Origin of the sequence: Alteromonas gilva (assembly GCF_028595265.1) — a bacterium.
Classification (GTDB): Bacteria; Pseudomonadota; Gammaproteobacteria; order Enterobacterales; family Alteromonadaceae; genus Alteromonas; species Alteromonas gilva.
The window spans coordinates 751443-765879 of sequence record NZ_JAQQXP010000001.1 but is presented as its reverse complement, the minus strand read 5'-3'; the positions used below and the strand labels follow the sequence as shown (position 1 = coordinate 765879).

Here is a 14437-nt window from a genome sequence, read left to right as displayed (position 1 = left end):
ATATAAATCAGCCGGGATAACGACAGTTGTTACTCAACCCCAGGCTGGAATGCAGCAGAGACGGGAAAATATGACGAACATACAATCATGTCTTCGCAGCGAAAAACCGCTACTTCAGGGTAATACTAACGATTAATTTCTGTTTGGTTGTGCAAGCGTCCAACCACGCACTTTGAGTAAATAAAAAATGAGTAAAGACACCTATTTCATCGGTATTGATGGCGGGGGGAGCCGATGCCGGGCTCGCCTCGAGGACCAGGACGGTAATCTGTTGGCTGCGGCGCAGAGCGGTCCGGCGAATATTATACGCAGTGCTGAAATCGCCGAGGCGTCAATTATTGATGCCGTCAATAAGGCACTCAACGCGGCAGAGCTTGCGATAAGCCCGTCGCAAGTCATCTTGTGTGCCGGACTCGCCGGAGCCAATGTTAACGTGGCGCAACAGGCATTTGTAAAGCGAAACTGGCCTTTTAAAGCGGTGTTTGTTGTCAGCGACTTACACGCCGCGTGTGCTGGTGCGCATGCCGGTAAAGAGGGCGCCGTGATCGTTTGCGGCACGGGATCCTCTGCCACTCAGTTTGCCAATGGCATATTTACTGACTTTGGCGGCCATGGCTTTCCTATCGGCGATAAAGCCAGCGGTGCATGGCTTGGCTTGCAAGCTGTCAAACTCACCCTGTTAGGCTACGACGACCTGGCGCCCAAAGACGCACTTTTCGATGCGGTTGCGGGGCATTTCAAATCCACTCATTCCCAGGAAATCGTGCAGGCGTGTGCGGGTTTTAACTCGAACGACTATGCCGCCATCGTGCCCGCTTTGTTGCCACTTTACAACAGTCGCAATGAGGCCGTCGTCGGTTTATTTAATGAAGGTCTTCGATACTTACAAGCACTGGCAGATAAAGCACTCTGTCAACAAGATATGAATTTATGCCTGATTGGCGGCCTTACCGAACTTTATGGTCCGCGCCTGAGTGAGGCAGTACAGGCGCGAATTACCCCCTGTGCACTCATACCCGAACAAGGCGCTATTTTGCTCGCCAAGCAAGCTATAACAGCAGGAGAATTATAATGACGATTAGTATTATGGCTAAAGAGGCTCGCCAGTCAGCCGAAGTTATTGCCAACCAATTAGTTGAAAACCGACCGGTTTGTGCCAGTTTAGTTGAGACCCTGCAAAAAATTAAACCGTCGATGATCATGATTATTGCCCGAGGTTCTTCAGACCATGCTGGTGTATTTGCCAAGTATTTATTTGAAGTAGAGTTAGGCATTCCGGTATGCGCGGCAGCGCCTTCGGTGTCGGGTATATTTAATCAGCAACTGAATTTATCCAATGCGCTGGTGATTGTTATTTCCCAGTCGGGCCGCAGCCCGGATATCCTCAATCAGGCCAAAGTTGCCAAGCAAGGCGGAGCCTATACTGTGGCACTGGTAAATGATGCTACGTCGCCACTGGCAGAGACTTGCGATAGTTTCATCCCGATCCGCGCCGGCAAAGAGCAGGCCGTTGCAGCCACCAAAAGTTATCTGGCCAGCTTATCAGCCCTGCTCCAGCTCTGTGCGGTATGGTCTGGCAATGAAGCACTCGAAGCATCGTTAAAAGCACTGCCCGGCGCCATGGAAGATGTCTGCGAGCAACCACCACAACTAACCCTCGAATATTTGGCCAATGTGCAAAATTGTATTGTGCTGGGCCGGGCATTTGGCTATGCCATTGCCAGAGAGGTCGCCCTCAAATTAAAAGAGGTACTGGGTATCCATGCTGAATCCTTCAGCAGCGCTGAATTTATTCACGGGCCGGTAACCCTGGCCGAAAAGCCACTTTCAATTGTTGACTTAGCGATACCCGATGAGTCAGAAAAATACCATAACGCCATGATTGAAGATGTTAAACGACGTGGCGCCCGCCTGGTTAATTTAAACTGTGGCGATTATAAACTCCATCCCAGAGTGTTACCTTTACTGCTAATGCAACGTTTTTACCTTGATATAGAGCAGGTTGCTGTCAGTATGGGGCTGGACCCCGATTCGCCTCCAGGTCTTAACAAAGTAACGGAAACAGTATAAATGAATATCAGTGTTCAGCGTGTCCTGACGCCAGACGGTGTCATTGACAATGCCACTATAACGCTAAGCGATGGCAAAATTACCGCGGTTGAGGCCAACAGCGCTGACAACCCGTTGCCCGGAACGCTGGTGCCTGGCTTTATTGATACGCAGGTTAATGGCGGTGGTGGTATTTTATTTAACCAAAACCTCAATGCTGCCAGCCTCAATACCCTGGCAAACGCACATTTACAATTTGGTACCACCTCCATGTTGCCAACTCTGATTACCGACGGAGAGGCAGCGATGCACCAGGCTGCCGATGCCATCAGCGAGGTGATTGCTGACAACCACCCGACCATTGTCGGCGTGCATTTTGAAGGTCCGTTTTTAAATGTCAGCAAAAAAGGCGTTCACGATGCCGGCTTTATTCGCCGCCCAAAAGATTCCGAACTTGCCATTCTGACCCGTCAGGATCTGGGCAAAGTGTTGGTCACCGTAGCCCCTGACAATGTAGCGCCCGGCTTTATTCGCGAGTTAACGGCCGAGGGCGTTATCGTTGCGCTCGGCCACAGTAACGCCACCGCTGAGCAAACCCAGGCAGCCCTGCAGGCGGGTGCGACCGGGTTTACCCACTTGTTTAACGCCATGTCAGCATTACAGTCGCGGGCGCCGGGCATGGTGGGTGCAGCCTTATACGATGACGCTGCCTATTGTGGTCTGATTGTTGACCATCACCACGTGCATCCATGCAGTGCCGCACTGGCAATCAAGGTTAAATCAGCACAGCGTATTATGCTGGTCACCGACGCTATGGCGCACGTTGGCAGTGAATTAAACAGCCTGGCTTTCTTTGATACCGTTATTGAGCGCCACGGTAATAAACTGATGACACCGGATGGTACACTGGCTGGCTCGTGTTTGGATATGCATCAGGCGGTACTTAATTGCCATCGCGATCTTGGCGTGTCACTGCCCGATAGCTGCACTATGGCAAGTCAAACCCCCGCAGAATTTTTATCGTTAGGTCAAACCCATGGCAGCATTGCTACTGGCCAATGCGCCAATATGCTGCTGCTCGATGATCAACTCAATATCAACACCATCTGGTTACACGGTAAACCCGTGTCACTGGCAACCGGAGACGCACAGTGAATACTGCAACCATACCTCGCACAGGCCTGCAAAGTCTGATGCCTATACTGACCATTGGCCTGCTATTTTTTATCTTCGGATTTGTTACCTGGCTGAACGGCGCGCTTATCCCTTTTTTACAGATGGTTTGTGAATTAAGCGAGATTGAAGCGTTATTTATCGCCTTCTGCTTTTATGTTGCCTATGTGGTTATGGCGCTGCCTATGGCCCGTATTCTTGAGAAAACGGGCTACAAAAAAGGCATGGTTCTGGGCTTACTGCTCATTGCCGCCGGTTGCTTACTATTTGTTCCCGCGGCGTTGTCAAAAACCTTTGCCATATTCTTGTTCGCCCAATTTGTAGTTGGCTCCGGACTGACTATTTTGCAAACCGCTTCGAACCCCTTCATTGTGCATCTGGGGGCGCAGGAGAGTGCCGCTGCACGTATTGCGTTTATGGGATTGCTTAATAAGTTTGCCGGCGTGCTTGCCCCGTTATTATTTACCGCATTAGTACTGGGCGATTTTAGCAATGTTAACCAACTTTCGTTGGCTGCGTTGCCTGAAGCGGAGCGTCTTGAACAGCTAAAACAAATGTCTAACCAGCTTATCCAGCCTTATATTGGCATGGCCATTGCGCTGGCAGTGCTGGCAGCGGGCCTTGCAAAAATCAATCTGCCGGATATTAAGTTTACCGACAACAACACCCCTGCCGATAAAGTCTCCGGCACTATTATGCAGTTTCCTCACCTTATTTTAGGCGCGGTGGCCTTGTTTTGTTATGTCGGTGTCGAAGTTATCGCTGGTGACACTATAGGTTTGTATGGGTCGTCGCTGGGGCTGGACAACGCCACCTCATTAACCTCTTACACCATGACAGCAATGGTAATTGGCTATTTTCTTGGCCTTATATGTATTCCCCGTTTTATTACACAACCGCAAGCACTGGCGGGCTCGGCGACGCTGGGATTAATACTCACGCTGTTTATTATGTTCGGCGCCAACGATACAACAGCCATTGCCAGTGTATTGTGGGGTTGGAGTGGTTTACCGGTGTTACCGGATACCGTCACCATGATAGCGCTGCTGGGGTTAGCTAACGCCATGGTATGGCCAACGCTGTGGCCACTCGCTCTTGATGGTCTGGGCAAGTTCACGCCACAAGGTTCGGCAGTGCTAATCATGGGGATTGCAGGCGGCGCTATATTACCACTGACCTATGGTGGCTTATCCGACCTGATGTCATCGCAGTTTGCCTACGTGATTATGTTGCCTTGCTATCTCTTTATCGGCTATTACGCTTTACTGGGGCACAAAAAACGCGTCTGGTAAGTGCATAAAATACATTTTATGTATGACCGTTTGCCCTGCTTTGCAGGGCATTTTGGCTTTTACGCCATACCCTGAGCTAACTATAAGGCCCAATGCCTCAGTTTATCTCAAACAAACGGTCGAAATTCGCCGTTTCTAACAGCCCTTGGATATGCTTATCGACGTTAATCAACCTTACTGTCATTTGTTTTTTGGCAATCGTTTTACGAATCCCCACCAGCGCGCCAAGCCCAGACGAATCAATATACTCAACACGCGAGAGGTCGATATTGATTCTGTTTTCCGGCGTGGGCTGGATGTAGAGATCTTCTACTGCCAACAGCACCGAACGGGCATTTATGCCGGTCCACACGCGCGGTAATATTAGTGTATCAGGGCGAGCTGAAGTACCCGAAAAACATTCTTTACAATCTGATGTATCGGTGGATAAACCACCACGAACCAAGTAACACTTACCGCAACTTTGTTCGTCAGTGTTCTGGTTCTTTGCGCCTTGCGCAGCATTATCTCTGAGCGAGACCAAACCTTTCGATATTGTCCGCATAAATATCCTTATTCACTACTATGACATTTGTAGTGTAAGGGTAGTCGATATTTCGATTTATGCGTGGTTGTCGTCCAAAAAATGTCTGTATGCAACGCCCGGTGAACGCCAGTTAAATACGAAAATACTTAACTCTCAGGCAGCTATAACTGCTATGGGATATTCTGGTTATTTACCCTGTCGGGGCTTAGGCAGACAACATGGCAGCCTGCCATTGCCTTTACAGCGGCGTTTAAGCATCGTCACCCTGCGTTTTGCCAGTGCAATCACCCGCTCGGATCCCGGGTAAGTGCATAACCATGGCGTAGGCACCAATCAGCATTAACAATACTGTGTTGGCATTTTCATGGTCACCCACCAGGCAGCTCACCAGTAGCATCAAGGCGGCAAACGTCAAAGCAAGCAACAGTTGCGTCCGGGATTCATTGTTAACCAACTTCTTCATTATTTTTCCCCTGTTATTCAGCGGACGACGTTGAGTCGTCCTGAAATATCTCTTCTATACTCAAATTAAACAAACGCGATGCCTTAAACGCCAGCGGCAAACTCGGATCAAACTTACCTTTTTCGATCGCATTGACGGTTTGTCGTGACACATCCAGCCGGTTAGCCAGGTCAGCCTGAGTCCAGTCCCGCTCAGCTCGCAGTACCTTCAAGCGATTTTTCATTGGTATTTTCTCACCCCGATAAACGTGCCAGCCAGATAAGTGAGCGACATTAATACCGCCAGGTGAGGTATTTGCGCCTCGAAGCTGATCAAACCGGTGTCAGAGAGGGCAGAATAGGCGAAGCCCAGCACCAGGCCGGTGCCCAGTGACAACCCCATCGCTGCCAGCTGTATTTTCTGTTCCAGTTCATCAAGGCCGTTCAGCATGGTTTTGTTCGCCCAAATCATGACAAAGCCAATAACGATATTAACCATTACCATCAGCCCGGTTACTACTGACTGTTGCTGCCACACATAACGATGGCCGAAATAAACCGCGGCCAGCGACACCAACCATAGTAAGGTCCAGAGCGCCAGGCGATTTCGATTTACCCGGTTCTGCTCTCTCCACGGCGTTTTGTTAGTTATTTTCATGTCTATAAAACCACCCATAAAGTAAAACACACTTTACACAATATAGCCAAATATGACATAAAGTAAAGCTTACTTGTCATTTTTATGCTGGTATATTGTTGGAAGGGTTATCGGCTATCAGCAAAGAAGTCCAACAGGAGATGTCGCGCATCTCCTGTTGATTCAGTTAAGCTATCGGCAATTTATCGCAGCCAGTTTTACAACAACGACTAAACGCCGAGCTTCACACCAATCGACTTAACCGACTGCTCAATCTCAGAGCGCTCGGCATCCGTCACCCGGTCGCTGAACGGTTTGGGTTTTGCGAAATAATACCCTTGCAGGTAGTCAGCACCGAGCGCCTGCAGCAGTGTTGCTTCCTGGCGGGTTTCAATGCCTTCCGCAATCACTTTAATACGATTATGGCGGGCGATTTCTATCAGGTGTTCGACGATATTTTGCTTGTAAGGATTACGATCGATGCCAGTAATCAGCTCCATATCGATTTTAATGTAATCAGGCCGTAACTGCTCAAGTAGATTTAAACCAGACCAGCCCGATCCAATATCATCGATTGCCACACCAAAACCACTGTTACGATAAAAAGAGAGGATCCCTTTGAGGTGGTTCATGTCGCTGGCTTTGTGCGTTTCGACAATCTCAAACACCACATCTGACGGTTTTAATCCCAGATCGTAAATTGCCGATGCCGTGGCCCGCAGGCAATAGGCAGGATCGTAAATACTCGATGGGTTGAAGTTTATAAAGACTTTGCCATCGAGTCGCGCTCTGGAAAAATACTCAACAGCTGAACGTCGGGCGGTGAGATCCAGGGCAAAGAGTAACTCGCCCTGCTCCGCCAGCGAAAAAGCAAACGCCGGCGGGATCATTGTTTCACTCTCGTCAAAAATACGAAACAACGACTCATGGGCAAACACCGATGGCGAATCTAAGTCCCCACTGGCATGCACAATGGGTTGAAACCAGCTTTCGTAGCGATGTTTCTGGATGGCATCTACCAGCCATTTAGCCTGAAAGCGCCGGGTCAGGATTTCCGCCGTTGTCATACGACCAATCGCCGCCATTGAAGAAAGGCTGTCTTCGTCGGTTGTCGTCACTTTTGCCTGCCCAAACTCAGGCCCGTCCAGACAACCATTTAATTGGGTAAGAAATGATTTGATATCACTTAACGCAACCTTCACTCGTACACAGTGACTGGAAGTCACTTCAGCACTGTAGCCACATGATTTACACATGTCCGTCAGCTTAGTCACGGACTCTGTGGTCGGCATAAAAAACCAGAACCAGGTTGTATTAAAAAAATAATCGTCAATTGTTTCGCAGTCAGCGCACCACATCTAAGTCTCCTGAATATTGCTCTCTACGAGCCACCACCCCTATCAATACCTGTTATCGGACGATAAGGTTCACTTGTAAGGCGCAAATTTACGGGCCTTTAGGCGTGTTAAAAAATTATTCAATTACTAAAAACAATAATGCATTTACCGGCCCATCGGGTAGCGTTATCTGGCAAAATGTAATATTAATGTTAATTTAGCTAAGGGTAATCACATGTTATGTCTTTGCCCGTGGCACAGAAAAACAACCACAGGTATCCGGTAGTGACCACAAAACGTAACATCGTCATTCTGGGCGGCGGCACCGCCGGTTGGATGACCGCTGCGGCAATGGCGAAATTTATTCCTGCGCGACACTACAATATCACGTTAATCGCGTCTGCCGAGATCGGCACTGTGGGCGTGGGTGAAGCCACAATTCCGCACATCCGCCAGTTTAATGAGCTACTTGGGATCGACGAAAACACGTTTATAAAAGAAGTCGGCGCCACCTATAAACTGGCTATTCGGTTTAAAGGCTGGGGCAAATCAGACAGCGATTATTGTCATGGATTTGGCTACAGCGGCGAAGTGATTAACGACGTCGAATTTCATCATTATTACTTGCGTGCCGGCGGCGCTGCAAAACTTGGTCATTATGACAACTACAATATCGCTGCACTGGCCGCCCGCGCTCACCGTTTTAACTACCCACAGGATAATACCGGCGATGCCCGCAGTCATTTCGGCTATGCATTTCATATTGATGCCAGCCTCTACGCAGCGTATCTCAAACGCTACAGCTTAGCCCGCGGCGTTAGCTTTATTGACGCCAGGGTCACCGATGTTGTGCAGCATCCAAGTGGCGATATCGCGTCGCTGTTACTCGACAATGGGCAGTCATTGCATGGCGATTTATTTATCGATTGCAGCGGCTTTCGCGGCCGTCTGATTGAGCAGACGCTGGCCAGCGGTTACGAAAACTGGCAACATTGGCTACCCTGCGACAGTGCTCAGGCTGCCGCGTCAGATGCTATCGACAATCCTCCCTCTTACACCCTGTCAGCAGCTCATCAAGCTGGCTGGCGCTGGCAAATTCCATTACAGCACCGCACGGGTAATGGCATTGTGTATGCCAGTCAGTGGTTATCCGACGAGCAGGCCAGTGAGCAACTCCTTGGCGCTATTGGTGACAGTGCCGATATGCCCCGCCAGTTGCGATTTGTTACGGGTAAACGTAAAAAAAGCTGGCTGCATAACTGTGTGGCAATTGGTTTATCCAGTGGCTTCCTGGAGCCACTGGAGTCAACCAGCCTCTACCTGGTGCAGGCCGCCATCGAAAAACTCATTGAGTACTTTCCGGCGACAGAGCAATGTCAGGGTGCCAGGGAAGCCTTTAATCACTACATCGATACCGAGTACGAGCGCGTACGCGATTTCCTGATTTTTCATTATTATCAAAATCAGCGGCCAGAGCCGTTCTGGCAAGCCATGTCAGCCATTGAGTTACCCGATTCTTTGCAAGCGCGGCTCGCACAGTTTAGGGAATCAGGCCACTTTAATGCCTATCGACAAGGCTTGTTTATGCCGGTGTCGTGGACAACCCTGGCCCTGGGACAAGGCCTGCAGCCACAAGCGGTTAGCCCGCGTATTAGTCATATAGAGTCTGGCGCTATTGCGCAGCGTTTGAATCGCGACGCGTCGCAGCTGGACGATTGGGTAGCCAGCATGCCTACCCACCAACACGCTATTGATGTGACCAAAAATGGCGCCGCGCACTACCCGGCAGCGTCGCGCAGTCTTTACGGGGCAAATAACAAATGACAATTCGCCATGTTGGAATTTATGGTCATGGTCTGGCATTGCAGGTGAGTGCAGCGCTATTACACTGCCATTTAAGAGATAGTGGTGTTCAGGTGCACGCGTTTAATACGCAGGCCGACTCATCAGTCACGGTATGTGAATGGGACGACACACTACTTAAACTTTGCCAGCAGTTAAAAAGTTCGCCCCTTGAGTGGTTGTCTCGCTGTAATGGCGGCTTTAGCTGGGGCGTGCACTGCGACTGGTTAGCTGATGATGGTTTTATTGGTGCAGCCCTGTGGGGGCTCAATGCCAATCAACACGAATTTGAACACGGCGTTTTGCGCCTCAAAGCCCAACAGCCAGCTCGTCCGGTGAGTGACTTCTCGATTGCCGGACAGGCAGCCCGGTTGGGCCATTTTAATCTCGCCTCGCGCCAGCAGCAGCAATGGGCCGACAGCATGAAATTCACCGTGCAGTGCGATGCCAGCAAACTCTGCGAACTACTTACAAACTATAACAAGGCGCAGGGCGTCAATCAGCATAACGCCGCTGACATAGAATTGAGCAGTTTGCGTCAGTCAGATTCAGCTCCAACCATTGATTTGTGGATAAACCTGACCGACTCATCCGCGCCGCCGCGACAGGTCACCCCGGCATCCTTTACGGCAACGCCCCCCCAGCCTGTCACAACATTATTAATGCACGAAGAGGCGCTCGAAAAAAGGCTATGGCTGGGTCACCACGAATTTCGCTACCGGCTCAACAGCATGCCGTTATCAAGGCTGTCTGCCACATGGCAACACAATACCGTTACCATTGACTTGCCCGCGCTAACAGCGGTTGTACCGCCCACCACCTTTTTAGTTGCCAGTCTCGAACAACTGCTTCAGCAATGGCCGGCGCAGGCCGCCGCACCGGCAAATGCTGCCGCCTACAACACGCATATGCAGCGTTATAGTGATGAGCTTGGCACGTTTAATCAGGCATTAATGCCAGGCAATCCGCCAGTAATGGCGGAGCAGTTATTCGCCGACTGTGCGCGACTACCGGTCATGGAAACCGATGCCGTGTCTCGCTGGCAATGGTTTTGTTTATTGTGCGGAAAAGGCATTGTACCGGCCAGCACCAGTATTGCGCTGGCGAACGATCCTGACAGTACTATTTTACCGCTGGTTGAAAAAGTCACTGCACATATAAACAGCACCGCTAAAGCCATGCCTGCCTATTCGTCATTTTTGCAGCAATTCGCCAGGGCAGCCAACACGGTTGGTCAATAGTTAGTCATTGCCTGCTCTGAAGGCTTGTTATAATACCTGTGGCCTTAGAGGGCTAAACTAAGGCTCTGGTCGAACCGGAGATCGAGACAGGGCTACCCGGTTCATCTGTTAAGGCAACATAAATTAACGATGGCGCGCCCATATCTTCACCTTGTTTTATAGTAAAGCTGCCAGTATGCGGCCAGTGCTGATCACGCAGATAGCCGGCAAATGCCGCCGCAGCAGCGCCGGTTGCAGGATCTTCCAACACTCCGCCTGAGGCAAAGGCATTGCGGGCAATAAACAGGGTGTCGTGTTCAATAACCACCAGCATGATGGTTACCAACCCAAGCTCAGCCATAAGCGCTTTTCCAGCAGCCAAGTCGTAACGCATTTGCGCCAGCGTTTGTCTCGACTTTAGCACCAGTACGATATGGTTCGACCCGCCATGGATCCAAGCCGGTGCCAGTCGCTCATCTAAATCGTCTGGCTGCAATGCGAACAGTGTTAACACGGATGTCAGCTCCTGTTGCGTTACAGAGCGGCTTTTCGTCGCTGGCGATGTGAGTTCAGCAGCAATGCCATTGGCGTGTTGCTTCGCTACCACACCAATACTGGCATCATTGATCTCAAGCTTATACTGGCCAATACCGACGTCCTTGCCCAGTACTGCCCCCAGGGCTATGGTTGCATGACCGCAAAAGGGCACTTCAGATTCTGGCGAAAAATAACGTACCCCCCATGTATCGGCGGCGGTGGTAAGCGGGTAAGCAAACGCCGTTTCTGAATAGCCGACCTCAGCGGCGACCGCGGCCATGGTTTGCTCATCCAGGGCTGAATCAAGCAGCACGACACCGGCCGGATTGCCGCCCTTTTCGCCATCACTGAATGCCGCTATTTTTTGTATATTCATTGCTCAAACCTTTAATCTGTTATCGGTAAAATATGCTTTGTCACCGCGCAATCCTGAACGTTACAGCACTATTCAGGGCGACTACTCACCGTGTCATCTTTTATAAATAATAGCATTGGGATCTAACAACAATCACTGTTATATAAAGGCAAATACATCGATTGTTATTTTGATTGATGCTATTTTTTAGTAATTAGCTAACGAATTAAAAGAAGCGGTGATATGGCAAGAGTATTAGATCATCTGGACAAATCTATTCTGGAGGTGCTTAACCGCAATTCACGCCTTAGCCTTAGCGAAATCGGCAAGCAGGTTGGCATTTCTGGCCCCGCTGTGGGTGAGCGCATAAAAACATTGATCAACACGCAGGTAATTAATAGCTTTGGCGTAAACCTCAACCTGCGCGCCCTGGGCTATAGTATCGAAGCACTGGTGCGCATCAAACCACTCAGTGGCCAGCTACGTAAAGTTGAAAAATTGATCAGCGAAGGGCCCCGTTTTATGTTTTGTGACCGCGTTACCGGTGAAGATTGCTATATTGCACGGCTTGCGTTACGGGATATTGCTGAACTCGATGACGTTATGCTGCCATTGCACGACTGCGCTGAAACCAATACATCGATAGTCAAGTCATCGGTCATTAAGCCGCGCATTCCACCGATTAATATTAAAGGTCAGGCTGAATAAGTTTGCCTTGGATTTCCATGCAGTCTTAAACAGCTACCAACGGCCTACGTATTAATGCTTTATATGACTTGTTGTGACTGAAATACCCAGTTCTGCCGCTTTTATTACATCAACGGAGTCAAATTGAAGTGGGCAACCGGCTTTGATCATGTTGAGCCACACGTTACGTTGTTCATCTGCACGTTGCCCCTTCCAGAATGTCTGCGTTTTTCTGATATAGGCAACAACGGGCGCGACATGCCCATCAAGGTACATTTGGCGAACAAGATTAAAATCTGGCCCAAACGAGCTTAAAACCGCTGAGTCAGTGATATCTATCGAGCTCAACAGTTTCTCAAACGCCATCGCATGCTTACCCTGGCGGTAGGCAAGCCAGGCCTGCGCGATGCTAACAGAGTGCGATTCACGGCTAAAACTATCGAACACCTCCCCGGCTATTTGCTGTGCTCTGCTTAGGGTATTGCCAAGTTCAAAAATGAGCGCAATCTTTTTATTAACGGTTTGTGCAGGCTCAAACTGGGCGCTGTAAATAAGGTGACGGCTTAAATCAGCAATAACCCGGTAAACATTGGCACCATTCTCCACACTGCGTTCATAATCGCGCCGCGAGGTAACCAGTGCGCGGCGACTTCTTGCTTCTATCCGGGCATATTGTGCATCGATATATTTTTGGTAGGCGGGAGCACTACAGCTCTGCCGGTCGCTGGCATTAGCGACGGCAGTACAATTTAAAGCGGCGATTACGGCGATGATTCTGAGCGTTAACACTGCTGACTGACCTTGTTGCGGTGTAATTTATACCAACCATCAATTAAAAACGATCGCTCTTAAGCGATAGTAACAAGTGTCAGCCCGGCATCAGATATTACATACGACCTTATTCCGGCCGGCGGATTTGGCCTGATAAAGCGCATTGTCTGCGTTTTTAAATAACAGCTTGAGATCGGGCTCGGTCATCGACGAAACCCCAAAACTGGCTGTAATCGGCTCTACCTCAGGATGCTCCATCGCTGCCACTTTCTGACGCAACTGTTCGGCAACGACTTCCGCTTCTTTAAGCGTAGTATTCGGGCACACCAGTAAAAATTCTTCGCCGCCCCATCGGGCGAGGAAGTCGGTACGCCGAATATTGCCTGATAAGGTCTCAGCCACAGCCTGCAGTACACTGTCACCTGCGTCATGACCAAAGGTATCATTTAACTTCTTGAAATGATCGATATCAATAAGGATAAATGAGAACGGCTGTCGTTCCGACTTCCATTTATGCTGGCCCTGATAGAGTGCTTCGCGAATGCCTAAACGATTGAGTAATCCGGTTAGCTGGTCAGTATTGGCTAAGTCCTCAAACTTCTTGTTCTTGAAGTTAAGTAGTTCATTGATTGATTGTAACTCGGATTGATACCGCTGATTGTGCTTGAGCTGAATGTTAAGCCTGACGATTCGATATAATAAAATCGCGAAGATACACACAATCCACACGACAATAATCAACTTGTACAAGTCAGCCTGGGATATCCAGGCGCCACTCCATTCTATCCGGTCTAACTGCAGTTGATGTGTGCCATCCCTGACCTGCGAGCCGGTCTGGATCTCAATATAAATAATATCGTTAAACTCCGGATGGGCGTATTTCAAGGGGATTTTGCGTGAACTTAACCACCAGTCGGCAACAAAAATGGTATCCATCTCAATGGTAAGCCCGCTGGCAAGTTCAACCACAGGCACTTCAACCACATTGTATTTTGTCGAGGTAATGTCTTCCGGGCGGTAGTAATTAGGGTTGCGGTTTCTCAGGTAAATGCGAACAAATTCCGCGTTGCCGGAATAATTAAGCCAGACTGTCATTTTTTCAAAATCGCTGAGATCCAGCCCCTGGCCAGAAAAACCAGCAACGTCCAATTGCATACTACAGTAGGGAGATAGGGTTTTATCTTCGAGGCGACATTGCCATTTGAGATTGCTCTGATCAACCCAACTGGCTTCACTTTGACCGCCCTGGCTGGCATCAGTGTAGAGATGAGCAGGATAATCTTTGGCATAAAGCATTTTGTTGCGGCTAATCAAATCGCTGGGGATGAGTAGCAACCCCACAGATATACAAGCTAAAACAGCCAGTAACCACTCTACAACACTAATTTTACCAGGAGCTTGCTTTACTTCACTCATCAGACAGATACCGCCACGCTAGCTTTACGCTTAATTGTAGTGCACATTTTATTACAACCAACCGCGGATATTAGCGACAGTAGCCAGGGGATACAATTAACATATATATTACATTACTTATGGAATAGCATTATCGGCACAGTTCGTTGGGTTG

At 49.3% G+C, this 14437-nt stretch carries 15 protein-coding genes; 7 read left to right on the top strand and 8 right to left on the bottom strand.

The features are described from left to right. Positions 1-187: 187 nt before the first annotated feature. From OIK42_RS03430 to OIK42_RS03415, 4 genes are read left to right on the top strand one after another with little or no spacing between them, the layout of a single operon-like run. Positions 188-1072, top strand: coding sequence for a glucosamine kinase nucleotide-binding domain-containing protein (locus OIK42_RS03430; RefSeq protein ID WP_273638385.1), 885 nt, complete (start codon positions 188-190; stop codon positions 1070-1072). After that, entirely contained in the window at positions 1072-2070 is a 999-nt protein-coding gene (gene nagB-II, locus OIK42_RS03425) for a glucosamine-6-phosphate deaminase NagB-II (protein ID WP_273638384.1), read from the top strand. The genes OIK42_RS03430 and nagB-II overlap by 1 nt, the downstream gene beginning before the upstream one ends. Next, positions 2071-3204 carry an N-acetylglucosamine-6-phosphate deacetylase gene (gene nagA, locus OIK42_RS03420; protein ID WP_273638383.1) on the top strand — a complete coding sequence of 378 codons (1134 nt, stop codon included), beginning with the start codon at positions 2071-2073 and terminating at the stop codon, positions 3202-3204. Between the two features lie 38 nt (positions 3205-3242). Further along, complete coding sequence (locus OIK42_RS03415; RefSeq protein WP_273641390.1) at positions 3243-4514, top strand: sugar MFS transporter; 1272 nt, start codon at positions 3243-3245, stop codon at positions 4512-4514. A gap of 97 nt (positions 4515-4611) precedes the next feature. On the opposite strand, the gene OIK42_RS03410 is transcribed toward OIK42_RS03415, so the two are convergent. The 5 genes from OIK42_RS03410 to OIK42_RS03390 form a co-directional block, all read right to left on the bottom strand. After that, the gene (locus OIK42_RS03410; RefSeq protein ID WP_273638382.1) at positions 4612-5058 is read right to left on the bottom strand and encodes an STAS domain-containing protein; all 447 of its coding nucleotides are present in this window, start codon (positions 5056-5058) and stop codon (positions 4612-4614) included. A gap of 232 nt (positions 5059-5290) precedes the next feature. Further along, positions 5291-5503, bottom strand: coding sequence for a hypothetical protein (locus OIK42_RS03405; protein ID WP_273638381.1), 213 nt, complete (start codon positions 5501-5503; stop codon positions 5291-5293). A gap of 13 nt (positions 5504-5516) precedes the next feature. Further along, on the bottom strand, positions 5517-5726 hold the full coding sequence (locus tag OIK42_RS03400; protein ID WP_273638380.1) for a helix-turn-helix transcriptional regulator: 210 nt from the start codon (positions 5724-5726) through the stop codon (positions 5517-5519). Then, the gene (locus OIK42_RS03395; protein ID WP_273638379.1) at positions 5723-6139 is read right to left on the bottom strand and encodes a hypothetical protein; all 417 of its coding nucleotides are present in this window, start codon (positions 6137-6139) and stop codon (positions 5723-5725) included. The genes OIK42_RS03400 and OIK42_RS03395 overlap by 4 nt, the downstream gene beginning before the upstream one ends. 209 nt (positions 6140-6348) lie before the next feature. Beyond that, on the bottom strand, positions 6349-7374 hold the full coding sequence (locus OIK42_RS03390) for an EAL domain-containing protein (RefSeq protein WP_273638378.1): 1026 nt from the start codon (positions 7372-7374) through the stop codon (positions 6349-6351). A gap of 366 nt (positions 7375-7740) precedes the next feature. Between OIK42_RS03390 and OIK42_RS03385 the strand changes: the two genes are divergently transcribed. Further along, entirely contained in the window at positions 7741-9279 is a 1539-nt protein-coding gene (locus OIK42_RS03385; protein ID WP_273638377.1) for a tryptophan halogenase family protein, read from the top strand. Beyond that, positions 9276-10538: a tryptophan 7-halogenase gene (locus OIK42_RS03380; protein ID WP_273638376.1), complete on the top strand. Its 1263-nt coding sequence runs from the start codon at positions 9276-9278 to the stop codon at positions 10536-10538. Before OIK42_RS03385 ends, OIK42_RS03380 begins: the two co-directional genes overlap by 4 nt. Before the next feature lie 52 nt (positions 10539-10590). Here the strand turns inward: OIK42_RS03380 and OIK42_RS03375 are convergent, their stop codons facing one another. Continuing rightward, on the bottom strand, positions 10591-11430 hold the full coding sequence (locus tag OIK42_RS03375; protein WP_273638375.1) for a PhzF family protein: 840 nt from the start codon (positions 11428-11430) through the stop codon (positions 10591-10593). A 222-nt stretch (positions 11431-11652) separates the two neighbouring features. Here OIK42_RS03375 and OIK42_RS03370 point away from each other — a divergent pair, with 222 nt between their 5' ends. Next, positions 11653-12117: an Lrp/AsnC family transcriptional regulator gene (locus OIK42_RS03370; protein WP_273638374.1), complete on the top strand. Its 465-nt coding sequence runs from the start codon at positions 11653-11655 to the stop codon at positions 12115-12117. Between the two features lie 51 nt (positions 12118-12168). Here OIK42_RS03370 and OIK42_RS03365 read toward each other — a convergent pair whose 3' ends face one another. After that, on the bottom strand, positions 12169-12885 hold the full coding sequence (locus OIK42_RS03365) for a hypothetical protein (RefSeq protein ID WP_273638373.1): 717 nt from the start codon (positions 12883-12885) through the stop codon (positions 12169-12171). A gap of 90 nt (positions 12886-12975) precedes the next feature. Beyond that, a complete protein-coding gene (locus OIK42_RS03360) occupies positions 12976-14283 on the bottom strand; it encodes a GGDEF domain-containing protein (RefSeq protein WP_273638372.1) in 1308 nt (435 codons plus the stop codon). Positions 14284-14437: the final 154 nt, after the last annotated feature.